The following is a 23,187-nucleotide window of genomic DNA, read 5'->3' as shown; positions in this document are numbered from 1 at the left end:
CACGCAGACGAGTGCTCGCGAAAGGGGCTGGTCAACGGTGGCCGAGCCGGTGCGGAAACCGACGGAGGAACCGCTGAGCAGGTGGGGCGGGTGGAAAACCCCGCACTTCTCGAAGCGCGGGGGCGCGTCCGGGGACCGCCTGGTGGTCGCAGGCTCCGCGGTGCTCGGCCTGGTGGTCGCCGCCGGCGCCGTCCTGGCCGCCGGCCCCTGGGACTCCGGTCAGCGTAAGGCCGAGCGGGACCTCGCAGCCGTCGAGCTGCACTCAGGTGGCGTACATCACCAGGGGGATCCGCTCGACGGGCCGGCTCCCGCCGCCAGTGCCCCGGCCGTGCTCAGTGCCCTGGGTGACACGGCCGGCGTCACCTCCCCGGCGGGGATGAAGGGCCTGGAGGCCGTGCTCACCCCCCTGTTGGACGTACCCGCCCTCGGCACCGTACGCACCGCGGTGGTCATCGACGCGGCGACCGGGAAACAGCTGTACGCCCGGGGCGCCGGGACCCCCATGACCCCCGCGTCCACGGTGAAGATCGCCACGACCACCGCCGCCCTGTCGGCCCTCGGGCCCGACCACCGCATCGCCACGACGGTCCGGGTGTCACCGGACTCCCGCACCCTCACGCTCGTGGGCGGCGGCGACCCCACGCTCGACAAGGCGGCCCTGCGCACCCTGGCCGCCGACGCGGCGCGCTCGCTGCGGGACGCCGGAGCCGGGCCGGTCCGGCTGACGTACGACACCTCGCGATACTCCGGCCCCGCTCTGCACCCCATCGGCCCCAACGAGAACATCGCCCCCGTCAGCGCGCTCATGACCGACGAGGGCCGCCTCGACGGCAGCGACCGGGGACCCGCGCCCCGCACGGACGATCCCGCCCGCGACACCGCCCGCACCTTCGCCGCCGCGTTGGAGAAGGCGGGTGTCGCCACCCGCTCGGCGCCCTCGTCCGGACGGGTGGTAGCGGGCTCGCGGACCGTGGCGACCCACCTGTCGAAGCCGCTCTCCGCGCTCGTCGAGCGCGCCCTGACGAACAGCGACAACGACATCGCCGAGGCCCTGGCCCGCCAGACCGCCCTGAAGGCCGGGGAGCCGGCTTCCTTCGCCGGGAGCCGCCGCGCCGTCTCCGCCCGGCTGAAGACGCTGCGGCTGCCGATGGGGGGCGCCGCCCTCGCCGACGGCAGCGGTCTCGACCGGGCCGACAAGGTGACGGCGGGCCTGCTGGCCGGGCTCCTGGCACGTGCCGCCGATCCGGACCACCCGGAGCTGCGCACGGTCCTCACCGGCCTGCCCGTCGCCGGATTCAGCGGCACCCTCGGGGCCCGCTACACCGCGACGTCCGGGGGCACCGGCCTGATCAGGGCCAAGACGGGCACCCTGACCGGGGTCAACAGCCTTGCCGGGACCGTCGTCGACGCGAAGGGCCGACTGCTCGCCTTCGCCTTCCTGGCCTCGGGCACCACGTCCCCGGACCGCGCACAGGCCTCTCTGGACGCGCTGGCCACCGCGCTCGTCAAAGGCACCCGGTGAGCGGCTGACACCCCACCACGGGGCGACCACCTCACGTACGGTTGACGCATGACGAGCATCGGTGGTGCCGAGATGGTCGACTGGAATCTCGCGGTCGCGACCGCGACGAGGTTCGTGCGGCCGGGTCCCGAGATCAGCCGTGAGGAGGCCCGTGCCGTCGTCGCCGAACTCCGTCGGCACGCCAAGGCCTCGGAGGAACACGTCCGTTCGTTCACGCGGATGATTCCCGAGGGCCACGAGCCCGAGGACACGCCGGTCCTGGTCGTCGACCGGGCCGGATGGATCAGGGCCAACGTCGCGGGGTTCCGCGAACTGCTGCGTCCGCTGCTGGCGAAGATGCAGGACCGCCGCGGCGGGGGCCCCGGCGGGGCCGTGCTCGGCGCGGTCGGCGGCAAGGTGACCGGCGTCGAACTGGGCATGCTGCTGTCGTTCCTCGCCTCCCGGGTCCTCGGACAGTACGAGACGTTCGCCCCCGCCACCCGGGAGTTCCCCGCCTCCTCCAAGGGCGGTGGCCGGCTGCTGCTCGTCGCCCCGAACATCGTCCACGTCGAGCGCGAACTCCAGGTCGACCCGCACGACTTCAGGCTCTGGGTGGCCCTCCACGAGGAGACCCACCGCACCCAGTTCACCGGGGTTCCCTGGCTCAGGGACCACCTGCGGGGCGAGATCCAGTCCTTCCTCGAAGAGACCGACGTCGACCCGATGACCGTGCTCGAACGCGTCCGGGAGGCCGTGCAGACCTTCTCCGGCGGCAGCCGTCCGGAGGGCGAGCGCGGGGAGGAGGGCGACGACGGCGGCCGCAGTCTCGTCGAGCTCGTCCAGACGCCCTCCCAGCGCGAGATCCTGGGCCGGCTCACCGCGGTGATGTCCCTGCTCGAAGGGCACGCGGACTTCGTCATGGACGGCGTGGGCCCCGACGTCGTGTCCTCCGTCGCGGAGATCAGGGAGAAGTTCCAGCAGCGCCGGGCGCGCGGTGCGAGCCGGCTCGACATGGCGCTCCGCAAGCTCCTCGGCCTGGACGCGAAGCTACGGCAGTACCGCGACGGCGAGAAGTTCGTCAGGGCCGTCGTCGGGGAGGTCGGCATGGACGGGTTCAACCGGGTGTGGACCTCGCCCAACACCCTTCCCACGAAAGCCGAGATCGCCGCTCCGGCGGACTGGGTGGCGCGGGTGCACCGTAAGGCAGATTCGTGATCATGACCCCTCGGGTGGCATGAGATTGACCCTCTTATCACCCATCCGAGGGACCATAGGGGCATGGGAAGGCGTGCAATGCTCGATGAACAGCTTGGCTCTGTCACCATCGACGCACTCTGAGTGACGGGACCCCGTCCCGGCCACGCTCTGAGGCGCCCCCCGAAACCTCACCCGAAGGGCACCGGACATGGGTCCCCATCCTGCGGTCGCGGCGATACGCCTGGCGGTCCGCCGCGTACTCCACGACGTCGTCACCGAACACAACCGTCACACCGAGCAGGCCGGCCACGCCGAGTTCGCCGAGGCCGGTACGGGCGGGAGGCGTTCCCCGCTTCCCGAGCGGCCCGAGACCCCGCTGGTGCTCGTCGCCTGCTCCGGGGGCGCCGACTCCATGGCCCTCGCCTCGGCCCTCGCCTTCGAGTCGCGCAAGCTCCCCGTCCGCGCGGGCGGCATCACCGTCGACCACAACCTCCAGCCGGGCTCGGACCTCCGGGCCGGCGAAGTCGTCGCCCGGCTCACCGAGATGTCTCTGGACCCCGTCGAGGCCATCGCCGTCCAGGTCGGCCGTGACGGCGGGCCCGAGGCCGCCGCCCGTGACGCCCGCTACGCCGCCCTGGACGCCGCCGCGGAGCGCCACGGCGCCACTGCCGTCCTCCTCGGGCACACCCGTGACGACCAGGCCGAGACCGTGTTGCTGGGCCTGGCCCGCGGCTCGGGTATCCGCTCGCTCTCCGGGATGGCCGCCGCCTCCGGCCCCGCCGGCCGCTATCGCCGGCCCTTCCTCCAGCTCGACCGGCAGACAGCCCGCAAGGCCTGCCTGGTCCAGTCGATCCCCGTCTGGGACGACCCCCACAACGTCGACCCCGCCTACACCCGCTCCCGGCTCCGCCACGAAGGCCTGCCCGCCCTGGAGAAGGCGCTGGGCAAGGGGGTGGTCGAGGCCCTCGCCCGTACGGCCCAGCTCTCCCGCGACGACGCCGACGCCCTCGACACCTGGGCGGCCGAGGCCGCCCGCTCGGTCCGGGACGACGCCGGACGGCTGGAGTGCGCCAAGCTCTCGGTCCTGCCACCCGCGGTACGCCGCCGGGTGCTGCGCCGGGCCGTCATCGACGCGGGGTCGCCCGCGGGTTCCCTCTTCGCCCGTCACGTCGAGGAAGTCGACCGGCTGATCACCGGCTGGCGGGGCCAGGGCGGCATCAACCTGCCCGGCCGCGTCGAGGTCCGGCGCCAGGGTGGCAGACTGGTGATCCGGCAGAGCTGATGCGCAAGCGGCTGAAGTGCAGGCGAAACGCCGGTCCGGCCCGGGGAACAGTCCGGAGCGGCAGGCAGAGAAAGAGACGCGGGTGAACGAGAAGGACATGGGCACCGACCTCCAGTCGGTGCTCCTCACCAAGGAAGAGATCGACGCGAAGCTCGTGGAGCTGGCAGCGAAGATCGACGCGGAGTACGCGGGCAAGGACCTGCTCATCGTCGGCGTGCTCAAGGGCGCGGTGATGGTCATGGCGGATCTGGCCCGTGCGCTGTCCACCCCCGTCACCATGGACTGGATGGCCGTCTCGTCGTACGGCGCGGGCACCCAGTCCTCGGGAGTCGTCCGGATCCTCAAGGACCTCGACACCGACATCAAGGGCAAGCACGTCCTGATCGTCGAGGACATCATCGACTCCGGTCTGACGCTGTCCTGGCTCCTGACCAACCTCGGCTCACGTGAGCCGGCGAGCCTGGAGGTCTGCACGCTGCTCCGCAAGCCGGACGCCGCGAAGGTCGCGATCGACGTGCAGTGGGTCGGCTTCGACATTCCCAACGAGTTCGTCGTCGGCTACGGCCTGGACTACGCGGAGAAGTACCGCAACCTCCCCTTCGTCGGCACTCTGGCCCCGCACGTCTACGGAGGCTGAGACGCCGGGCCCCGCGGGGCCCGGCCGAACCGGCCCGGAATACAGGGAACCCTTGTGGCGTTCGGGCCGTTGGAGTCTTCGAAGACGGGTTTGCCGGACGTCCCCTGCGGTCACGGGTGACAATGCTGGGGTACCGTCCGAAGAACACTCTTTTCTCACAGCAGCATTTACCTACGGGCAGGAGGGACGGGGCGACTTCGCTCCGTATGGATGGACGTGAAGCGATACTTCCGTGGGCCGGTCATGTGGATCGTGCTGGCCGTCCTCGCCGTGGTCGTGCTGATGCAGGTCGTCGGCTCGTCCGGCGGCTACAAGACGGTGGACACCGGCAAGGTGATCCAGGCGATCAGCAAGAACCAGGTGGAGCAGGCCAAGCTGACCACCGGTGACGAACAAATCCTGAAGATCGAGCTGAAGGACAAGCAAAAGCTCGAGGGCGAGTCCGGCAGCAAGTTCCAGGCGAGCTACATCGGCGACCAGGGTGTCCAGCTCGCCGACACGCTGCAGAAGAAGTTCGAGAGCGGTGACATCGACAAGGGTTACACCGTCTCGCCGTCGAAGCAGTCCCCGTTCGTCTCGATCCTTCTCTCCCTGCTGCCCTTCGTCCTGATCGTGGTCGTCTTCCTGTTTCTGATGAATCAGATGCAGGGCGGCGGTTCCAAGGTCATGCAGTTCGGCAAGTCCAAGGCGAAGCTGATCACCAAGGACACGCCGAAGACGACGTTCGCCGATGTGGCGGGGTCGGACGAGGCCGTCGAGGAACTGTACGAGATCAAGGAATTCCTCCAGGAGCCGGCGAAGTTCCAGGCCGTCGGCGCCAAGATCCCCAAGGGCGTCCTGCTGTACGGGCCGCCCGGTACGGGTAAGACGCTGCTCGCCCGCGCCGTCGCCGGCGAGGCGGGTGTGCCGTTCTACTCGATCTCCGGTTCCGACTTCGTCGAGATGTTCGTCGGTGTCGGTGCCTCCCGTGTCCGTGACCTCTTCGAGCAGGCCAAGGCGAACGCCCCGGCGATCGTCTTCGTCGACGAGATCGACGCAGTCGGCCGGCACCGTGGTGCCGGTATGGGCGGCGGTCACGACGAGCGCGAGCAGACGCTGAATCAGCTGCTCGTGGAGATGGACGGCTTCGACGTGAAGGGTGGCGTGATCCTGATCGCCGCCACGAACCGGCCGGACATCCTGGACCCGGCGCTGCTGCGTCCCGGACGCTTCGACCGGCAGATCGCGGTCGACCGGCCGGACATGCAGGGACGCCTCGAGATCCTCAAGGTGCACCAGAAGGGCAAGCCGGTCGCGGAGGACGTGGACCTCAACGCGGTCGCGCGTCGCACGCCCGGCTTCACCGGTGCGGACCTGTCGAACGTGCTGAACGAAGCGGCGCTCCTCACGGCGCGCAGCAACAAGAAGCTGATCGACAACTCCATGCTCGACGAGGCCATCGACCGTGTCGTGGCGGGCCCGCAGAAGCGGACCCGGATCATGTCCGAGAAGGAAAAGAAGATCACCGCGTACCACGAGGGCGGACACGCCCTGGTCGCGGCGGCCTCACCCCAGTCGGACCCGGTCCACAAGATCACGATCCTCTCCCGCGGCCGCGCCCTCGGTTACACGATGGTGCTTCCGGAGGAGGACAAGTACTCCACGACCCGCAACGAGATGCTCGACCAGCTGGCGTACATGCTGGGCGGGCGTGCGGCCGAGGAGCTGGTCTTCCACGACCCGACGACCGGCGCTGCGAACGACATCGAGAAGGCCACTGCCACGGCCCGCGCGATGGTCACGCAGTACGGCATGACCGAGCGTCTGGGCGCGATCAAGTTCGGTGGCGACAACACCGAGCCGTTCGTGGGCCGCGAGATGGGCCACCAGCGCGACTACTCGGAAGAGGTCGCGGCGCTCGTCGACGAAGAGGTCAAGAAGCTCATCGAGACCGCGCACAACGACGCGTGGGAGATCCTCGTAGAGAATCGCGACATCCTCGACGCGCTGGTCCTGGAGCTTCTGGAGAAGGAGACGCTCGGCAAGGAGCAGATCGCCGAGATCTTCGCCCCGATCGTGAAGCGGCCGGCCCGCCCGGCGTGGACCGGCTCGGCACGGCGTACCCCGTCGACGCGCCCGCCGGTGCTCTCTCCCAAGGAGCTGGCACTCACCAACGGCAGCGCCAACGGTTCGGCCACCACGGAGATCACTCCGACGGACATGTCGAAGAGCAACGGCACGTCCACCGAGGCGCTCCCCGAGGACCGCCCCGAGAGCTAGCCCTCCTGACCCGATCCGGTGTGGCCCCTGTCACGTCATGGGGGCTCCACCGGGCCCGGAATGGATGCCGCGCCCCCCAGGTTCTAGCCTGTGGGGGCGCGGCTTTTTTTCGTACGGCCCGCGCAGTGCCTGCCGTGTTCCGTGAGTCCGGGCGGGCCCGCGCATGTGACTGCACAGAGGAACGAGGCACAGATGACCGACCCGGTGACGCTGGACGGGCAGGGTTCGATCGGCGTATTCGACGAGAAGAGGGCCGAGTCCGCTGTACGGGAGCTCCTCATCGCCGTCGGAGAGGACCCGGACCGCGAGGGCCTGCGCGAGACTCCGGGCCGGGTGGCACGTGCGTACAAGGAGATATTCGCGGGTCTCCACCAGGAGCCCGAGGACGTGCTGACGACGACGTTCGACCTCGGCCACGACGAGATGGTGCTGGTCAAGGACATCGAGGTGTTCAGCACCTGCGAGCACCACCTGGTGCCCTTCCGCGGCGTCGCGCACGTCGGATACATCCCGGCGACCAGCGGCAAGATCACGGGGCTGTCCAAACTGGCCAGGCTGGTCGACGTCTATGCCCGGCGGCCGCAGGTGCAGGAACGGCTCACCACTCAGATCGCCGAGTCGCTCATGGCGATCCTGGAGCCACGCGGGGTCATCGTGGTCGTCGAGTGCGAGCACATGTGCATGTCGATGCGCGGCATCCGTAAGCCGGGGGCCAAGACCATCACCTCCGCGGTGCGCGGCCAGCTGAGGGACTCCGCCACGCGCGCCGAGGCGATGAGCCTCATCATGGCGCGCTGACCTGGAGCCCCGCACGGCCCACGCGGCGTGCCGATGAGTTCGGGCGGCGGTGGGAGTCCACCCTGGTGACGGCGGCCCACGGGCCGTCTCCACCAGGAAGAGGAGTTCCCATGCCATTCACCCATGTGCTCGCGGTGGCGCCCGTGACGGCCTTCGAACCCGCGCTGGAGTGGTACGAGAGGCTTTTCGGGCGCCCGGCGGACACCAGGCCCATGGACGGGCTGGCCGACTGGCACATCTCACCGGACGCCTGGCTCCAGGTGTTCCGGTCGCCCGAGCATGCGGGCGGCGCCCTGGTCAACCTGGTGGTCGACGATCTGGACCGGGCGCTCGCGGATCTGGCCGGCCGGGGGATCACCGCGGGCGGGACTCAGCCGGGCGCGGGCGCCGTGCGCTTCGCCGCTGTCCACGATCCCGACGGGAACCGGGTCACCCTGATCGAGAACCCGGTGGCCGGCTGAGGAGCCCTCCTTGCAGCCGGACGCAGCCTGTAACCGGCCGGGGCGTCCCGGGCGCGGACTCAGGCCGCCTGAGCGCCGTGCCTGTCGTTGTCCTTGTCGTCCGGAAGCCTGCAGACGCGCTCCAGGAAGAGGGCGGCGGCGACGATCGCGACACCGGCCAGGACGGCGAAGCCCGCGTAGATGGCCTGGTCCCGACGCGGCGGCACGTCGAGGGAGCCGAGCAGGAAGACGCCCGTGCCGCCGTACAGCCCGCACACCAGTGAGGCGACGAGCGCGCTCGCCTGCCCGAAGACCAGGGCGCGCGCCGCCATGAGCGGTTCCACGCCCTTCGCGCCCGGCCGCCGCTCCCGCTGTGCCCGCAGCCGGGCCCGGATGGACAGGGCCGCGGCGAGCAGGACCGCGGCGATCGCGGCCAGCACGATGGGTGCGGCGATAGGCACGCTCGGCAGGGTGCCCAGGGAGTCCCAGAGGCGGGCCGCCCCCCAGGACAGCACGCCGGCTCCGACGAAGAGTCCGGCCAGCAGCCTGAGCCGTAGTTGCTTCACCGAGAGTGCCGCCCTTCGCCGCGCCGCCGTGGCCACCGTGCAGTCCGTCTGCCGGTGTCGTCCGTCCCTGAGCCTAACGACTACTCGGGGAGACGGAGTTCCAGGTCGGGTCGGGCAAGCACCCCGTCGCGTCCGACACCGCTCAGCAGGTCGGCGACCGCCCCGGCGCCCGGCAGTTGGGCCTCCGGGTCCACGTCGTGCCAGGGGGCGAGGACGAAGGCGCGCTCGTGGGCGCGCGGGTGGGGCAGGGTGAGCAGCGGGTCGTCGGAGACCACATCGGCGTACGACACGATGTCGACGTCGATGGTGCGCGGTCCCCAGCGCTCCTCGCGGACCCGGTCGAAGGCCTCCTCGATGGCCTGACCGCGCTCCAGCAGGGAGGACGGGGGCAGGGTCGTCTTCACCACGATCACCGCGTTGAGGTACGACGGCTGGGAGCCGGGATCGACGCCCCAGGGCTCGGTCTCGTAGACCGGGGAGACCGCCTTGACCCGCAGGCCGGGGGTGTCCTCCAGGGCGTCGATGGCGCCCTGGAGGGTTTCGAGGCGGTTGCCGAGGTTGGAGCCGAGGGAGATCACGGCCCGTTTCGGATTGGAGAGGGTGACGTCCGCCGCGTCGACCTGCTCGACCACGGACGTGGGAACCGGCTGAACGGTCGGGTCGCTCTGCCCCTCGGTGGAAAATGCGGTCATGCTCGGCTCCGGGTGATGGTGATGGTCACGTCGTCGAAGGGGACGGTGATCGGTGCGTCCGGCTTGTGGACGACGACCTCGACCTCCTGGACGCCCTCGTGCTTGAGGCACTGTTGCGCGATGCGTTCCGCGAGGGTCTCGATCAGATCGACGGGCTCACCCTTGACGACGTCGACGACCTCTTCCGCCACCACGCCGTAGTGGACGGTCTTGGTGAGGTCGTCCGCGGCTGCCGCGGGGCGGGTGTCGAGGCCGAGCACCAGGTCCACGATGAAGGTCTGGCCCTCTTCGCGTTCCTTCGGGAAGACACCGTGGTGCCCACGGGCTTTGAGGCCGCGCAGCGCGACACGATCCACGCGAATCACTCCTGCTGTTGTCGTCTCTGGAGGCACCGGCCGCGTGCGGGCGGAGAGGTGCCGTCTTTTGAATCTACCCGCGGGCACCGACAGCTCCTGCCCGCGGGGCGTGCGCGTAACCCGGCAGTGGGTTGGTAGCCGCCTATACCCCGTGATCGGGAAGCGCAATCATCCGAGTGCCGGCCCGGCGGGTCAGGAAGACGGGTCCTCGTCCCCCTCCTCGCCGGTCTCGGCCAGTACGGGTGAGCCGTGGTGCGACCAGAGCTTCCAGCCCTCGGGTGTGCGGCGGAACACGTTGGTGGCGACGACGAGCTGCCCGACGAGCGGGCCCAGGTCGTTGCCCTCCTCCGCGGGACCACCGCTCAGGATGTTCTCGGTGCAGGTCACCAGGGCGGTGTCACCGGTCATCGAGACCCCGACGTCGGTCAGGAAGAACTGGATGTACTCGGTGTCCGCCATGATGAGTGCGTAGCTCCGCAGTACCTCGCCGCGGCCCGCGAGCACCGGCCAGCCGGGGTGGACGCAGGAGACGGTGAGATCCTCGCCGGGCAGCCAGAGAGCCGACAGCTCGTCGAGGTCGCCGCGTTCCATCGCCTCGTAGAAGGCGGTGTTGGCCTGCTCGACCGCGGCGATGTCGGCGGCGGCGGCCTCGTGCTCGTCCCGCGGGGCGCTCATGCGGCTCCTTCCACGGCGCGGGCCACCCGTACCGCGTCCGCGGTGGGCCGTACGGCATGCACCCGGACGGCCCAGGCGCCCGCCCCGGCCGACAGCGCCGAGACGGCGGCCGTCGCGGCGTCGCGTTCCCTGGCGGGCGGCGGAGTCTCCCCTTCGCCCGCCAGGACATGACCGAGGAACCGCTTGCGGGAAGCGGCGACGAGCAACGGCCTGCCCAGGTCGTGGAGCCGGTCGAGGTGTGCCACCAGCGCCAGGTCCTGGGCGGCGTTCTTGGCGAAGCCCAGCCCGGGGTCGATGACGAGCCTCGCGGGGTCGACCCCGCCGTCGATCACGGCCTCCATGCGGGCGCGCAGCTCGGCGACCACCTCGCCCACGACGTCCCCGTAGACGGCACGGCTGTTCATCGACTCGCTGAAACCACGCCAGTGCATGACGACGAACGGCACGCCGGCGTCTGCGACGACCGGGATCATGCCCGGGTCCGCCAGGCCCCCGCTCACGTCGTTGACCATCGCGGCACCGGCGGCGACGGACCGCTCCGCGACGTGGGCACGCATGGTGTCGACGGAGACGGTGACGCCCTCGGAGGTCAGTCCCCGCACGACGGGGATCACTCGCCGCAGTTCCTCCGCCTCGTCGACCCTGCTGGCCCCCGGGCGGGTCGACTCGCCACCGACGTCGACCAGATCCGCGCCTTCGGCCACCAGTTCGAGGCCGTGCTTGATCGCCGCCGTGGTGTCGAACCAGTGGCCGCCGTCGGAGAAGGAGTCGGGTGTCACATTGACGACTCCCATGACCGCGCAGCGGTCCCACTCCGGCAGGCCCCGCACTGTGCCCCGTCCTCGCAACGTACTCATACGACCAGCCTAGGCCCGGGAAGTGCCCGGCCGGGCCGTACCGGACACGGGGCTCTCCCGCCGGTCCGGGGGCGGTGGCCTCCCGGCGAGGCACTCCCGTCGTGCCGCCGCGGACCGGATCCCCCGTGCCTGATTCAGCCGGATGGACGCGGGGTGCGGTGGTCGGCGGGACGGGGTGGGGCCCTCATCAGGGGGAGCCGACGCCGGCCACGGTCTCCACGGCGACCTGGGCGCGCGGTACGTCCTGGGCGTCCGCGTCGATCGAGCGGCGCAGTGCCTCGTGGAGGCGTGCGGGCGTGAGTACACCGAGGAAACGGCCCGCGCTCTCCTTGTCGATGACGGCTATCCAGCCCGCGTCGTGCTGCAGCATCGTGGAGAAGGCCTGCTTGAGCGGTGCGCCGAGCGGCAGCCAGGCCTCCATGCGCCGCGCGTGTTCGCGGACCGTGCCCTTGGCCGTCAGCGCGTCGCCCGCGGGGATCCAGCCGTGCAGCTTGTCCTGGCTGTCGAGTACGACGGCCCAGCGAGCGCCGTCCGCCCGCAGCCGCTCGGTCGCCCCCGCCAGGGAGTCGTCGAGGTGGACGACCGGGGGCTGTTCCAGGTCGCTCTCCTCGATGGGCGTGACCGAGAGCCGCTTCAGGCCCCGGTCGGCCCCGACGAAGTCGGCGACGTACGGAGTGGCAGGGGCCCCGAGCACCGTGGCGGGGGTGTCGAACTGCTCGATGCGGCCCTGCCCGTACACGGCGATGCGGTCGCCGAGCCGGACGGCTTCCTCGATGTCGTGAGTGACGAAGAGCACGGTCTTGCGCACCCGCGCCTGCAGTTTCAGGAATTCGTTCTGCAGCCTTTCCCGGACGACCGGGTCGACCGCGCCGAAAGGTTCGTCCATGAGCAGAACCGGTGGGTCCGCGGCGAGGGCGCGTGCCACGCCCACGCGTTGGCGCTGGCCGCCGGAAAGCTGCTCGGGATAGCGGCCGCCGTAGACGGAGGGATCCAGTCCGACGAGATCCAGCAGTTCAGCGGCGCGTTCCTGTGCTTTCCCCCGCTTCCAGCCGAGGAGATGGGGGACGGTCGCGGTGTTCTCAAGGACCGTCTTGTGCGGGAAGAGTCCCACCTGCTGGATGACATAACCGATTCGGCGGCGGAGTTGGACGGGGTCGATGGCCGATATGTCGTCCCCGTCGAGGAATATTCGTCCCTCGGTCGGTTCGATCAGGCGGTTCACCATCTTCATGGTGGTCGTCTTGCCGCAGCCGGAAGGTCCGACGAGCGTGACCAGTTCACCCTCGGCGACCTCGAAGGAAAGGCCGTCGACGGCGGTGGTGCCGTCCGCGTACCGCTTGGTGACGTGCTCGAAACGGATCATGATTCCCTATTGTGACGCGGGTTCTGTGAAGGCCATGTTGCCGGAATACGACAGCCTCGGCGATTGTCGGTGGTTGAGGATAGGGTCACCGGGGACCGGAGTCGTGACGGCAACAGGAGGTGGGGACGGATGGCCGACCAGAACTGCCTGGTGGCGAACGACTGGATCTGCGGTGAGTATCTGCGTTCCCGCAGCCATGAGTTGACCGATGCCACGCTCCAGCACATCTGGATCACGTCGGCCTCCGTGCTGATAGGCCTCGTGGTGGCCTTTCCGCTCGCCCTGCTCGCGCGCCGGGGCCGGCATTTCGCCGGACCCGTGCTGGGACTGACGACGGTGCTCTACACCGTGCCGTCGCTGGCGATGTTCTCGCTGCTGCTGCCGGTCTTCGGACTCTCGGCCGCGCTCGTCGTCACGGGCCTGGTGCTGTATTCGCTGACGATCCTCGTGCGCAACATCCTCGCCGGCCTCGAAGCCGTGCCGGAGGAGGCCAGGGAAGCCGCGAAGGGTATGGGCTACGGGCCGGCGCGGCTCCTCTGGGAGGTGGAGCTCCCGCTGGCGCTGCCCGCGCTGATGGCCGGTCTGCGGATCGCGACCGTGTCGACGGTCGCGCTGACCACGGTCGGCTCGCTGGTCGGCAAGGGCGGACTCGGGAATCTCATCGAGGACGCCCTGCCGAGCTTCTTCAAGGCCCAGGTGCTCACCGCGTCCGTGCTCTGCGTGCTGCTCGCGGTGGCCGCCGACCTGCTGTTGCTGGGCCTCCAGCGCCTGCTCACGCCCTGGACCCGGATACGGAGGCCCGCAGGGGCGCCCGGAGCGCCGGGCATCGTCAAGACGGAGGCGGGCTGATCCATGGGAGTCGTAGGAGAGGCCTGGGCCTGGCTCACCACCGGTGCCAACTGGTCGGGGGAGGGCGGCGCCGCGCAGCGGCTCGGCGAGCACCTTTACGTCAGCGGGCTCGCTCTCGCGGTCGCCTGCGCCATCGCCCTGCCGGTCGCGCTGTATCTGGGGCACTCGGGCAAGGGAGGGGCGCTCGCGGTCAACGTGTCCAACGTGGGGCGCGCGGTTCCCGTGTTCGCGGTGCTGGCCCTTTTCATGATGACGCCCCTGCGCAACTCCGGTTATCTGCCCACCGTCATCGCCCTGGTGCTGTTCGCCGTGCCCCCGCTGCTGACCAACGCCTATGTCGGGATGACCGAGGTGGACAGGTCGGTGCTGGAGGCCGCGCGCGGCATGGGGATGTCGGGTGCGCAGCTCTTCCTGCGGGTCGAGCTTCCACTGGCCTACCCGATGATCATGACCGGCCTGCGGTCCGCCGCCGTCCAGGTGGTCGCCACCGCGTCGATCGCGGCCATGGTCGGCCTCGGCGGCCTGGGCCGGATCATCACCGCCGGATTCAATACCTACGACACGGCACAGGTCTTCGCCGGTGCTGTGCTCGTCGCCCTCCTGGCCCTCGTCGTGGAGGGCGTGCTCGTGGCGCTGGACCGGCTGCTGTCGCCTCTGCGCCGCCGCCGGGCCGTGTGAGCGCACGGGCTTATCGGACTGTGCACACCATTTTTTCGCGGACGGAGAAGAACATGAGCAGGACCTCGCGCATAGCGGGTGCGGTCGTCGGAGCGGTCGTGCTGGCAGGGTCGCTCGCCGCTTGCGGCGGCGACAGCCTGGAGGAGGGGAAGAGCGGCTCGGACACGGGTGCCGCAGGCGGCTCCAAGAAGGGCTCGCTCGTCGTCGGTGCCGCCGCGTTCACCGAGTCCAAGGTGCTCGCCGAGCTCTACGCCCAGGTGCTGGGCGGCGCCGGATACGACACCTCGGTCACCACGGTGAAGAACCGCGAGCTGTACGAGCCCTCCCTCGAGAAGGGCGAGATCGATGTCGTCCCCGAATACGCGGCGACCATCGCGGAATTCCTCAACGCCAAGACCAACGGCGCGGAGGAGGCCGGGAAGACCCCGGTCGCCTCGGGTGACGTGACCGCCACCGTGACCGCGCTGGAGAAGCTCGCCGCCCCGCTCGGGCTGAAGGTCCTTCCGGCCGGGAAGGCCGTCGACCAGAACGCCTTCGCCGTGTCGAAGGAATTCGCGCAGAAGAACAGCCTTGAGACGCTTTCCGATCTCGGCAAGTCGAAGATCAAGGTGAAGATCGCGGCGGGCGACGAGTGCGAGGTGCGTCCGTTCTGCGCCCCGGGACTGAAGAAGACCTACGGCATCGACGTGGCCGGGATCGACCCGAAGGGCGTCGGCACTCCGCAGTCCAAGCAGGCGGTCAAGGACGGCAAGGACCAACTGGTCCTCACCACCACCACGGACGCCGTGCTCGATTCGTACGGTCTGGTGTTCCTGGAGGACGACAAGAAGCTGCAGAACGCGGACAACATCCTTCCCGTGGTCAATGCCAAGGACGCCGGTGCGCCGGAGATCGCCGAGGCTCTCGCGAAGCTCACCGGCGTACTCACCACCGAGGACCTGGCGGAACTGAACCGCAAGGTCGACGCAGAGCGCGCCAAGCCCGCCGATGCCGCCCAGGAGTATCTGCGGTCGAAGGGCTTGATCAAGAAGTAGGAGCTGGAAGATGCACTTGGGGGGCCACAAGGTAACCGGCGGGGAACAGATTGCCGGGTGGCCTCCCAAGTGACTCGTACGCACGGTAAATTTCGAGCCATGCCACGAGGACGCCACCGCCATTCGCCACCCCTCCACAGAATCCTGCCGCCCGCCGTGGTGGCCGGAGTGCCGGTCGTGTGTGCCGCCGGAGCCTGGCTCCTCGCGGAACCCCTGGCTCTGCGTGCCCTGGTGACCGCCACCGCGGCTGCCGCTCTCACCGGCGCCTACCTGATGCGTAGCTGGGACCGGGCCGCCGGGCTGCGCGTCGCGGAGCTGACCCGGGCCCGGGTCAGCGACGAGTGGAAGACCGAGGAGCGCATAGCCGAACTCGAGGCGGACCTCGAGGAATCAAGGGAGCTGCGCACCCGGATGGAGACCAGGCTCCGCCGCAAGCGGGTGGAGCTCGCCGGCCTGCGGGGCGAACACGCCGCGCTCCTGCGCCGGTACGCCAACGCCGAGACGGAACGTGCCAGCGCACTGGAGGGCCGCAGGCAGCTCGCCATCGAGGCGTCCGCACCGCGCGAACTCCTCCCCGCACGCTCGACGCCGACACCGGACGCCTACGCGCGCGCAGCCCGGGCCCTGCAGGACCTGACCCGCAACGCAGCCCTCCAGGAAGCCCGCCGCACGGCCGAGCAGGCCCGGGAGCGCGACCTCGCGGAGCGGTCGGCCGATCGCGAAACGGAGGGCAACGGGCCCAAGGGGAAGCACGCGGGGGTCGCCGGAGCGGGCGAACTCCAGCACCGCCGTCCCTCCACCCCCGCTCCCGCGCAGCAGGAGCAGCTGTCGCCGGCGCGCCCGCCCCGCGCCGTCCCCGCGGCGTCGGCCGTCGTCCCTTACGCCGCGTCGCGCCGCCACCTCGTCCCGCAGGGGAGCTTCGACTTCTTCGGCACGCAGAAGGCCGATGCCGCGATCGAGTCCGTGCAGAACGAGGACCTCGCCGACGTGGTGGGCGAGGAGGCTCTGGCGGCTCACCGCACCGGCACGGCCGAGAACCGGGCGGCCGGCAAGGTCATCGATCTGACCGCGCACGACGAGACCGAGCAGATGGACGTCGTCGAACTGCGCAGCGCCGTCTCCTCGTAGCCCGGGGCGGCACCGCGCGGGACCTTACTTGTCGATGTCCCCGACGACGAAGAAGAGCGAACCCAGGATCGCCACCATGTCGGCGACGAGTGTGCCCGGCAGCAGCTCGGTCAGCGCCTGGATGTTGTTGTACGACGCGGAGCGCAGCTTCAGCCGGTACGGCGTCTTCTCGCCTGTGGAGACCAGGTAGTACCCGTTGATGCCGAGCGGGTTCTCGGTCCACGCGTAGGTGTGCCCCTCCGGTGCCTTCAGCACCTTGGGCAGGCGCTGGTTGATCGGGCCGGGCGCCAGGTCCGCCATCCGGTCGAGGCAGGCGTCCGCGAGGGCCAGCGCGTTGTGGGTCTGTTCCAGCAGGCACTCGAAGCGGGCCAGGCAGTCGCCCTCGGTCCGGGTGACGACCGCGAGGGTGTCCTGGAGTTCTCCGTAGGCGAGGTACGGCTCGTCGCGCCGGAGGTCGAAGTCGACACCGGAGGCGCGGGCGATCGGCCCGGACACCCCGTAGGCGTGCACGGCCTCCGGGGACAGGATCCCCACGCCGCGGGTGCGGCCGCGGAAGATCTCGTTGCCGAGCACCAGCCGGTCGTACACGTCCATCCGCGAACGCACGGACGCCACGGCGTCCCTGGCGCGGCCGAGCCAGCCGGCCGGCAGGTCCTCCTTGAGGCCGCCGACCCTGTTGAACATGTAGTGCATCCGGCCGCCGGAGACCTCCTCCATGACGGCCTGGAGTTCCTCGCGCTCCCTGAACGCGTGGAACACCGGTGTGATGCCGCCGAGTTCGAGGGGGTAGGAGCCGAGGAACATCAGATGGTTCAGCACCCGGTTCAGCTCAGCGAGCAGCGTCCTAGTCCAGATCGCGCGCTCCGGGACCTCCATTCCGAGCATGCGCTCGACGGCCATGACGACCCCGAGCTCGTTGGAGAAGGCCGACAGCCAGTCGTGGCGGTTGGCGAGCATGATGATCTGCCGGTAGTCGCGGGCCTCGAAGAGCTTCTCGGCACCGCGGTGCATGTAACCGATCACCGGCTCGGCCTGCTGGATCCGCTCTCCGTCCAGGACGAGCCGCAGCCGGAGCACACCGTGGGTGGAGGGGTGCTGCGGACCGATGTTCAGCACCATGTCGGTGCTCTCCGCCGCGCCGCCGATACCGATCATCGTCTCCGTCATGCGGGACAGTATCCCCCTTCGCCACCGGGCACCCGCTGCCGCAGCCAGCCGAAGTCGCCGAGCCCGCCACGGGCCGTGAGCTCCGCCGCCCCGCCCGCCGACGCGAGGGCACGCACATAGCCCGCCGGGTCGGCCGACGCCTGCGCCAGCGGGGGTCGTTCGCCGCTGATCCCCAGTTCCCGCAGGGCCGTCCGCTGGTCCAGGAGTTCCGCCGTACCGCCTGCCGCGGCCGCGCACGCGTCGAGTGCCACGTGCGAGGTCAGATCACACCGCCCGTCCGGTACGGCCCGTACCTCACGCCCCTCGCGGAATCCGGTCAGCGTCCCGAACGGCGGTCTCGATCCCCGTACGTGCGCGTAGTCCACCGCCACCGCAGTCCCGGCGGCCATCGAGGAGACGGCCCGCGCCCAGGCCTCGTCGCGCGGCAGGCCGATCTCCGCCCGGTCGCCCGGCCTGGACAGCGGCCACCAGCGGTCCAGCCACCGGGCGTCCGCCCCGGCCACCGGGTCCCCCAGCCGCTCCGTGCCGTCCTTCCGTACGAGGACGTAACGCGCCCGCCCGTCCTCGTCGGTCTGCGCGATCTGCGTCGGGACGTTGTCCAGCCACTCGTTGGCGAACAGCAGCCCCCGTGTGCCGGCCGGGAGTTCGGTGCGCCACTCGATCCCGGAGTCCAGGCCGGGCGGGCGCGGGGCGATCTCCACGGCGTACGCCCGCACGGTGAGGCCGGGGGCGACGGCGCCGCCCCGCAGCGCCGCCAGCACCCCGGTCAGCAGCTCACCGCGGCCGGCTCCGACATCCACGAGGTCGACCGCGTCCGTGCCCAGTTCGCGGGCGGTCGCGGCGAGGAGCCGGGCGACGGCGGTGGCGAACAGCGGGGAGGCGTGCACCGAGGTGCGGAAGTGTCCGGCGGGGCCCTCCGGTCGCCGGTAGAAACCCTCTTCCCCGTACAAAGCGGCATCAGCCGCTTCCCGCCACAGGCGCCAGTCATCCGTCACATGGGCAAGTCTCCACCTTGGGGAGTACGGTCCGAGGACCCGGATCGGCCCTTCGGCTGACCCGGGCACCGATCAGCTGTCCCTACGCTGGGTAACGTGCAGCGCTTCTACGATTTCGTCCGCAGACACCCGACGGGCGTCGACACCCTCTGGGCTGTCTTCCTCCTCGGGCTCTCCGGCGTGTCCATCGTGGCCGGCCAGGTCGGCGGGGGCCGGGAGCGCGTCGCCGCAGTGCCGATCGCCGTCGGCCTGAGCGTCGTGGTCGCGCTGCGCCGCCGCGCACCGGAGAAGATGCTGCTCCTCGCGATCCTGATGGGGCTCGCGCAGCTGCTGTTGGGGGTGCGTCCCGACGCGGCGGACTTCGCCCTGCTGGTGATCACCTACACGGTGGCCACGGTGGGGGAGCGCTGGGCCTCCCGGCTCGCCCTGGGGTGCAGCCTCGGGGCGGCGGCACTCTCACGGCTGCGCTGGCCCGAAGAAGCCCCCTCCGGCGGCTGGGCGCAGAGCTTCTTCTACGTCGTCGTGATGACCGTGCCCTTCGTGCTGGCCTGGGTGCTGGGCGACTCCATACGGACCCGGCGGGCCTACTTCAGCCAGCTGGAGGAGCGGGCCGCGCGGCTGGAGCGGGAGCGTGAGGCCCAGTCGAAGGTGGCCGTCGCCGCCGAACGGGCCCGTATCGCCCGCGAGCTGCACGACGTCGTCGCGCACAACGTGTCGGTGATGGTGGTCCAGGCCGACGGTGCGGCTTACGTCATGGACACGTCCCCCGACCAGGCCCGCCAGGCCCTGGAGACCATCTCCGGCACCGGCCGCCAGGCACTCGCCGAGATGCGCAGGCTGCTCGGCGTGCTGCGGACCGGTGACGCCGAGGAGAGCGGTGAGTACGTCCCGCAGCCCGACGTCGAGCAGATCGAGGAACTCGTCACGAAGGTCAGGGAGACCGGCCTGGCCGTGGACTTCAAGATCGAGGGCACCCCGCGTCCGCTGCCGAGAGGGGTCGAACTGACCGCCTACCGCATCGTCCAGGAAGCGCTCACCAACACCCGCAAGCACGGCGGCCCGGACGTCGGGGCGAGCGTGCGCCTTGTCTACTTCGACGACGGCCTCGGGCTGCTCGTCGAGGACGACGGCCGGGGCGCACCGCACGAGTTGTACGAGGACGGCGGGGCCGACGGCGCCGGCCAGGGAATGATCGGCATGCGCGAGCGGGTCGGCATGGTCGGCGGCACGCTGGACGCGGGTCCGCGCCAGGGTGGCGGCTTCCGGATCAGCGCCCTGCTTCCGCTCAAGCCGGCGAACCAGTGACAGAGGGACGGGACCCCATGACGATCCGCGTGATGCTCGTCGACGACCAGGCGCTGCTGCGCACCGGGTTCCGCATGGTGCTCGCCGCGCAGCCGGACATGGAGGTCGTCGCGGAGGCCGGGGACGGGGCCGAGGCGATCGAGGTCCTGCGGTCCACCGTCGTCGACGTGGTTCTGATGGACGTACGCATGCCGAGGCTCGACGGCGTCGAGGCGACCCGGCGCATCTGCGCGGCGGACGACCCGCCCAAGGTGCTGATCCTGACGACGTTCGACCTGGACGAGTACGCCTTCTCCGGTCTGAAGGCCGGCGCCGGCGGTTTCATGCTGAAGGACGTGCCGCCCGCCGAACTGCTCTCCGCGATCCGCTCGGTGCACAGTGGCGACGCCGTGGTCGCGCCGTCCACGACCCGCAGGCTGCTGGACCGCTTCTCGCCGATGCTGCCGAGCAGCACGAAGGAGCCGCAGCACACGGCCGTCGAGAAGCTGACGGGGCGCGAGCGCGAAGTGATGCTGCTGGTCGCCCAGGGCCTTTCGAACGGTGAGATCGCCGGCCGTCTGGTGCTGTCCGAGGCGACGGTCAAGACACACGTGGGGCGGATCCTCACCAAGCTGGCCCTGCGCGACCGCGTCCAGGTGGTCGTCCTCGCGTACGAGACCGGTCTGGTCAGGGCAGGCGGAGCGGGTTGAGCCCCGTACGGCGGAGGGCCGCCGTCACCGCAGCAGCCCTTCCAGGAAGTCGCTGCCCAACCGGGCCACCACGGTCAGGTCCAGCGCGTGCAGGACGTACCGCCCGCGCCGCCGGGTGGTGACCAGGCCCGCCTTCTTCAGCACCGCGAGGTGGCGCGAGACCTCGGGAGGGGTGATGCCGTGCGAGTCGGCGAGTTCGCCCGTGGTGTACGGGGAGCGGGCCAGGTTCCGGCAGATCCGCATCCGCAGCGGGTGGGCAAGTGCCTCCATCCGGAGCTGGAGCAGCTCGACCGGGGCGGGGGAGGGCAGTTCTGGCCGGTGCACCGGGTAAAGGATCACCGGGCGCCAGTCGGGGGCGTGCAGCACCGTCAGATGCGGCCAGCCGAAGCTGGTGGGGATGAGGGTGAGACCGGTGCCGGCCGCCGAACCGGACGCGTCCGTGCGGCGGGTGGTCAGCTTGTCGACGCTGATGCGGCCGGCGTCCTCGTCGAGTGTGAGGGCCGCCGAGACCGCGGCCATGGCGGCGCTGATCCCCTTGTGCCGCAGGACCTCCGTCTTGTGCCGGGCGTCGGCGGCCAGCTGGATCCGGACCCGCTGCCAGGTGTCGGCGAAGAACGCCTGGTCGCAGTCCTCCAACAGGCGCCGCACCCAGCCGCGTACGGATCCGGGGTCGGCCAGCAGCTGGCGGGTGAAGTCCAGTTGCTTCGGGCCTCTGGCCGTCGCCATCTCCAGCGCGCGCGTCCGCATGCCGGAGTCGGCGAGCGGGGAAGGCGCCCTCGTGTCGTACAGGCTCGAACAGGTGAACTCCAGGGCCGCCGAGACGAAGCGCTCGTCGTCGAGCCTGTCCAGGATGTCCAGGTCCTCGGCGAGGGTCGAACCGGTCCTGCCGTCCCCGCCCCGGACACCCGCGAACGGCATGAAGACATCGGAGAAGATGTTGCGCCACAGGAACTCCGCCTCGTGGAGACGGTCGGCGAGGTCAGGCTCCAGGGCGGCCGCCGTCGCCGTCCTCCAGCCGTGGAGGCCTGGGTGGTGACCCGGCTCGGACAGCGCGTGCAGGGCCAGCCCCAGCTCTGCGAGGGGGGAGATCTCGAAGAATATGCGCTCGGGTGGCAGGCCCGCGATGTCGATGTGCACGCTCACCGCTCCATAGTGCCCGGTGCCGGGAGCGGACCGTGCCACTCGACGGCGGGGGTGGGTCCACGGGCGGACCCGCCCACACGGGGTCACGCTGGATTCATGGACAGCGTTCAGCAGCACATGCTCGACAGCTATCGCGCGGTACGGCACAAAGAGGCCCCGCCGCCGTTGCCCGGGACGCACGACCGGGAGGTCCTGCGCCTGATCTGCGGACGCATCCGCACCTGGGCCCGCCGCCCACCGCCCGCCGTGCGCCTGAGAACCGGGCCAGGGAGGCCGCGGGCGCCCGTCCGCGCACAGGACCGGGCGCCCGGGAGCCGTTCGCTACGCCTGGGCGGGGGACTCCTCCCGCAGGCGTGCGACGAAGCCCGCCACCGCCTCGCGTACGTCGGCCGCTGTCCACTCCAGTCCCGGCGCGGCCACCGTGACTTCGGTGAACGAGAGTCCGGGCGGCCCCGAAGGAGCGGGGAACCAGCGGCGGAACAACGTCGTGCCCGTCTCCTCGGCCTGACGCACCGAGGCCTCGTCCAGCACCTCGGCGGCGTACGGCAGCCAGACCTGGAACTGGTGCGTGTGCGGCGGCCGGGGATGCACGCGGGACCACGGCAGCGCGGCCTCTTTGAGGCCCTCCGCGAGGGCTTCTGCGACCACCTTCGCGTGTGCCACGTACGACGGCAGCCTCGGCAGCTCCCGCTCCAGGCCGAGCAGGGCGGAGAGAGCGGCCGGATACTGCTGGAAGACCTGCCCGCCGTACCGGTGGCGCCAGGTCCGCGCCTCGTCGACCAGCGACTCGGAGCCTGCGAGCAGCGCGCCGGACAGCCCGTCCAGGGACTTGTAGAAGGACAGATAGACACTGTCGGCGAGCGCCGCCACCTCCGGCAGGCCGCGCCCGAAGTGCTCGGTGCACTCCCACAGCCGCGCCCCGTCCAGGTGGACCACCGCGTCCCGTTCCCGCGCTGCGGCCACGACGGCCTCCAGCTCTTCCCAGGTGGGCAGGACGAACCCGGCGTCGCGCAGCGGGAGCTCCAGCATCAGCGTGCCGAACGGCTCGGGGAAGCCGCGGACGTCGTCCGCGGTGATCTGCCGCGGTGCGGTCGTCGGGTGCACGGTGCGCAGCCCGCTCACCGAGGTGAGCGCACCCCGCTCGTGCACCTCGGGGTGGGACAACGGGTGCAGCGCCACGACCGGACTGCCGGTCCGCGCCGCCCAGCAGCGCAGGGCGACCTGCTGGGCCATCGTCCCGGTCGGGAAGAACGCGGCGGCCTCCATGCCGAGCAGATCCGCGGTGCGCCGCTCGACCTCGGCGACGACCCCGTCGCCGTACACGTCCGTCCACTCGTCCAGGTCGTGGACCGCGCCGGCGCCGGCGGCCAGTGCGGTCAGCCGCTCGCCGAGGGTGTGGTCCGCGGACGCCCGCGCCAAGACCTTTCCGGACGCCCGCCAGGCGGTCAGCCTGCGGTGCCGCTGCTTCTGTTCATCGGTGACTCCCATGGCACGATCATCACCCGGACCTCGGGCCCCACCCACTCCGGGCCGTACTCGCCAGAAGTTATCCACAGGATGTGGACGGCCGTGGGGT

Annotated in this window: 23 protein-coding genes; 13 read left to right on the top strand and 10 right to left on the bottom strand. The window is 70.7% G+C overall.

Going from position 1 to position 23,187, the window contains the following annotated elements:
- The first annotated feature begins 37 nt into the window (after positions 1-37).
- The 7 genes from dacB (at position 38) to ACFU5K_RS06340 (ending at position 8,135) form a co-directional block, all read left to right on the top strand.
- Complete coding sequence (dacB, locus tag ACFU5K_RS06370; RefSeq protein WP_384057566.1) at positions 38-1,522, top strand: D-alanyl-D-alanine carboxypeptidase/D-alanyl-D-alanine-endopeptidase; 1,485 nt, start codon at positions 38-40, stop codon at positions 1,520-1,522.
- Between the two features lie 48 nt (positions 1,523-1,570).
- A complete protein-coding gene (locus tag ACFU5K_RS06365; RefSeq protein ID WP_384057564.1) occupies positions 1,571-2,716 on the top strand; it encodes a zinc-dependent metalloprotease in 1,146 nt (381 codons plus the stop codon).
- A 190-nt stretch (positions 2,717-2,906) separates the two neighbouring features.
- On the top strand, positions 2,907-3,980 hold the full coding sequence (gene tilS / locus ACFU5K_RS06360) for a tRNA lysidine(34) synthetase TilS (protein ID WP_384057562.1): 1,074 nt from the start codon (positions 2,907-2,909) through the stop codon (positions 3,978-3,980).
- Positions 3,981-4,077: 97 nt separating this feature from the next.
- Positions 4,078-4,617: a hypoxanthine phosphoribosyltransferase gene (gene hpt / locus ACFU5K_RS06355; protein WP_384057659.1), complete on the top strand. Its 540-nt coding sequence runs from the start codon at positions 4,078-4,080 to the stop codon at positions 4,615-4,617.
- Between the two features lie 210 nt (positions 4,618-4,827).
- Positions 4,828-6,876, top strand: a complete 2,049-nt coding sequence (gene ftsH / locus ACFU5K_RS06350) for an ATP-dependent zinc metalloprotease FtsH (protein WP_384057560.1) — start codon at positions 4,828-4,830, stop codon at positions 6,874-6,876.
- A 192-nt stretch (positions 6,877-7,068) separates the two neighbouring features.
- Positions 7,069-7,674, top strand: a complete 606-nt coding sequence (gene folE, locus ACFU5K_RS06345) for a GTP cyclohydrolase I FolE (protein ID WP_327117307.1) — start codon at positions 7,069-7,071, stop codon at positions 7,672-7,674.
- Between the two features lie 110 nt (positions 7,675-7,784).
- Positions 7,785-8,135 (top strand): VOC family protein, encoded by a 351-nt coding sequence (locus ACFU5K_RS06340; protein WP_384057558.1) that lies wholly within the window; start codon positions 7,785-7,787, stop codon positions 8,133-8,135.
- 59 nt (positions 8,136-8,194) lie between these two features.
- On the opposite strand, the gene ACFU5K_RS06335 is transcribed toward ACFU5K_RS06340, so the two are convergent.
- From ACFU5K_RS06335 to ACFU5K_RS06310, 6 genes are all read right to left on the bottom strand, one after another.
- Positions 8,195-8,680: a DUF3180 domain-containing protein gene (locus ACFU5K_RS06335; protein WP_384057658.1), complete on the bottom strand. Its 486-nt coding sequence runs from the start codon at positions 8,678-8,680 to the stop codon at positions 8,195-8,197.
- A gap of 80 nt (positions 8,681-8,760) precedes the next feature.
- The gene (gene folK / locus ACFU5K_RS06330; RefSeq protein ID WP_384057556.1) at positions 8,761-9,372 is read right to left on the bottom strand and encodes a 2-amino-4-hydroxy-6-hydroxymethyldihydropteridine diphosphokinase; all 612 of its coding nucleotides are present in this window, start codon (positions 9,370-9,372) and stop codon (positions 8,761-8,763) included.
- On the bottom strand, positions 9,369-9,728 hold the full coding sequence (gene folB / locus ACFU5K_RS06325) for a dihydroneopterin aldolase (protein WP_327117314.1): 360 nt from the start codon (positions 9,726-9,728) through the stop codon (positions 9,369-9,371). The genes folK and folB overlap by 4 nt, the downstream gene beginning before the upstream one ends.
- 192 nt (positions 9,729-9,920) lie before the next feature.
- On the bottom strand, positions 9,921-10,403 hold the full coding sequence (locus ACFU5K_RS06320; RefSeq protein WP_384057554.1) for a nuclear transport factor 2 family protein: 483 nt from the start codon (positions 10,401-10,403) through the stop codon (positions 9,921-9,923).
- On the bottom strand, positions 10,400-11,260 hold the full coding sequence (folP, locus tag ACFU5K_RS06315) for a dihydropteroate synthase (RefSeq protein ID WP_384057552.1): 861 nt from the start codon (positions 11,258-11,260) through the stop codon (positions 10,400-10,402). Before folP ends, ACFU5K_RS06320 begins: the two co-directional genes overlap by 4 nt.
- Before the next feature lie 187 nt (positions 11,261-11,447).
- Positions 11,448-12,623, bottom strand: a complete 1,176-nt coding sequence (locus ACFU5K_RS06310) for a betaine/proline/choline family ABC transporter ATP-binding protein (protein WP_384057550.1) — start codon at positions 12,621-12,623, stop codon at positions 11,448-11,450.
- A gap of 129 nt (positions 12,624-12,752) precedes the next feature.
- Here ACFU5K_RS06310 and ACFU5K_RS06305 point away from each other — a divergent pair, with 129 nt between their 5' ends.
- The 4 genes from ACFU5K_RS06305 (at position 12,753) to ACFU5K_RS06290 (ending at position 16,312) form a co-directional block, all read left to right on the top strand.
- Complete coding sequence (locus ACFU5K_RS06305) at positions 12,753-13,472, top strand: ABC transporter permease (protein WP_384057548.1); 720 nt, start codon at positions 12,753-12,755, stop codon at positions 13,470-13,472.
- A 3-nt stretch (positions 13,473-13,475) separates the two neighbouring features.
- Complete coding sequence (locus ACFU5K_RS06300) at positions 13,476-14,150, top strand: ABC transporter permease (protein ID WP_384057545.1); 675 nt, start codon at positions 13,476-13,478, stop codon at positions 14,148-14,150.
- Between the two features lie 53 nt (positions 14,151-14,203).
- A complete protein-coding gene (locus tag ACFU5K_RS06295; RefSeq protein WP_384057544.1) occupies positions 14,204-15,184 on the top strand; it encodes a glycine betaine ABC transporter substrate-binding protein in 981 nt (326 codons plus the stop codon).
- Between the two features lie 99 nt (positions 15,185-15,283).
- Positions 15,284-16,312, top strand: a complete 1,029-nt coding sequence (locus tag ACFU5K_RS06290) for a hypothetical protein (protein WP_384057543.1) — start codon at positions 15,284-15,286, stop codon at positions 16,310-16,312.
- Between the two features lie 24 nt (positions 16,313-16,336).
- On the opposite strand, the gene ACFU5K_RS06285 is transcribed toward ACFU5K_RS06290, so the two are convergent.
- Both ACFU5K_RS06285 and ACFU5K_RS06280 read right to left on the bottom strand, forming a co-directional pair.
- Positions 16,337-17,479 carry an NADH-quinone oxidoreductase subunit D gene (locus tag ACFU5K_RS06285; protein WP_384057541.1) on the bottom strand — a complete coding sequence of 381 codons (1,143 nt, stop codon included), beginning with the start codon at positions 17,477-17,479 and terminating at the stop codon, positions 16,337-16,339.
- Entirely contained in the window at positions 17,476-18,474 is a 999-nt protein-coding gene (locus ACFU5K_RS06280; protein ID WP_384057539.1) for an SAM-dependent methyltransferase, read from the bottom strand. Before ACFU5K_RS06280 ends, ACFU5K_RS06285 begins: the two co-directional genes overlap by 4 nt.
- A gap of 96 nt (positions 18,475-18,570) precedes the next feature.
- Between ACFU5K_RS06280 and ACFU5K_RS06275 the strand changes: the two genes are divergently transcribed.
- Together ACFU5K_RS06275 and ACFU5K_RS06270 are read left to right on the top strand one after the other, a co-directional pair.
- A complete protein-coding gene (locus ACFU5K_RS06275) occupies positions 18,571-19,779 on the top strand; it encodes a sensor histidine kinase (RefSeq protein WP_384057538.1) in 1,209 nt (402 codons plus the stop codon).
- 17 nt (positions 19,780-19,796) lie between these two features.
- On the top strand, positions 19,797-20,468 hold the full coding sequence (locus ACFU5K_RS06270; RefSeq protein WP_384057537.1) for a response regulator: 672 nt from the start codon (positions 19,797-19,799) through the stop codon (positions 20,466-20,468).
- A 24-nt stretch (positions 20,469-20,492) separates the two neighbouring features.
- Here ACFU5K_RS06270 and ACFU5K_RS06265 read toward each other — a convergent pair whose 3' ends face one another.
- On the bottom strand, positions 20,493-21,605 hold the full coding sequence (locus ACFU5K_RS06265) for a DUF5937 family protein (RefSeq protein WP_384057656.1): 1,113 nt from the start codon (positions 21,603-21,605) through the stop codon (positions 20,493-20,495).
- Between the two features lie 327 nt (positions 21,606-21,932).
- On the bottom strand, positions 21,933-23,099 hold the full coding sequence (locus tag ACFU5K_RS06260; RefSeq protein WP_384057535.1) for a threonine aldolase family protein: 1,167 nt from the start codon (positions 23,097-23,099) through the stop codon (positions 21,933-21,935).
- Positions 23,100-23,187 lie beyond the last annotated feature (88 nt).

The organism is Streptomyces sp. NPDC057428 (assembly GCF_042803195.1).
In the GTDB taxonomy this organism is placed as follows: domain Bacteria; phylum Actinomycetota; class Actinomycetes; order Streptomycetales; family Streptomycetaceae; genus Streptomyces.
The sequence above is the reverse complement of the archived record's forward strand: the minus strand, read 5'-3'. Positions and strand labels throughout refer to the sequence as shown.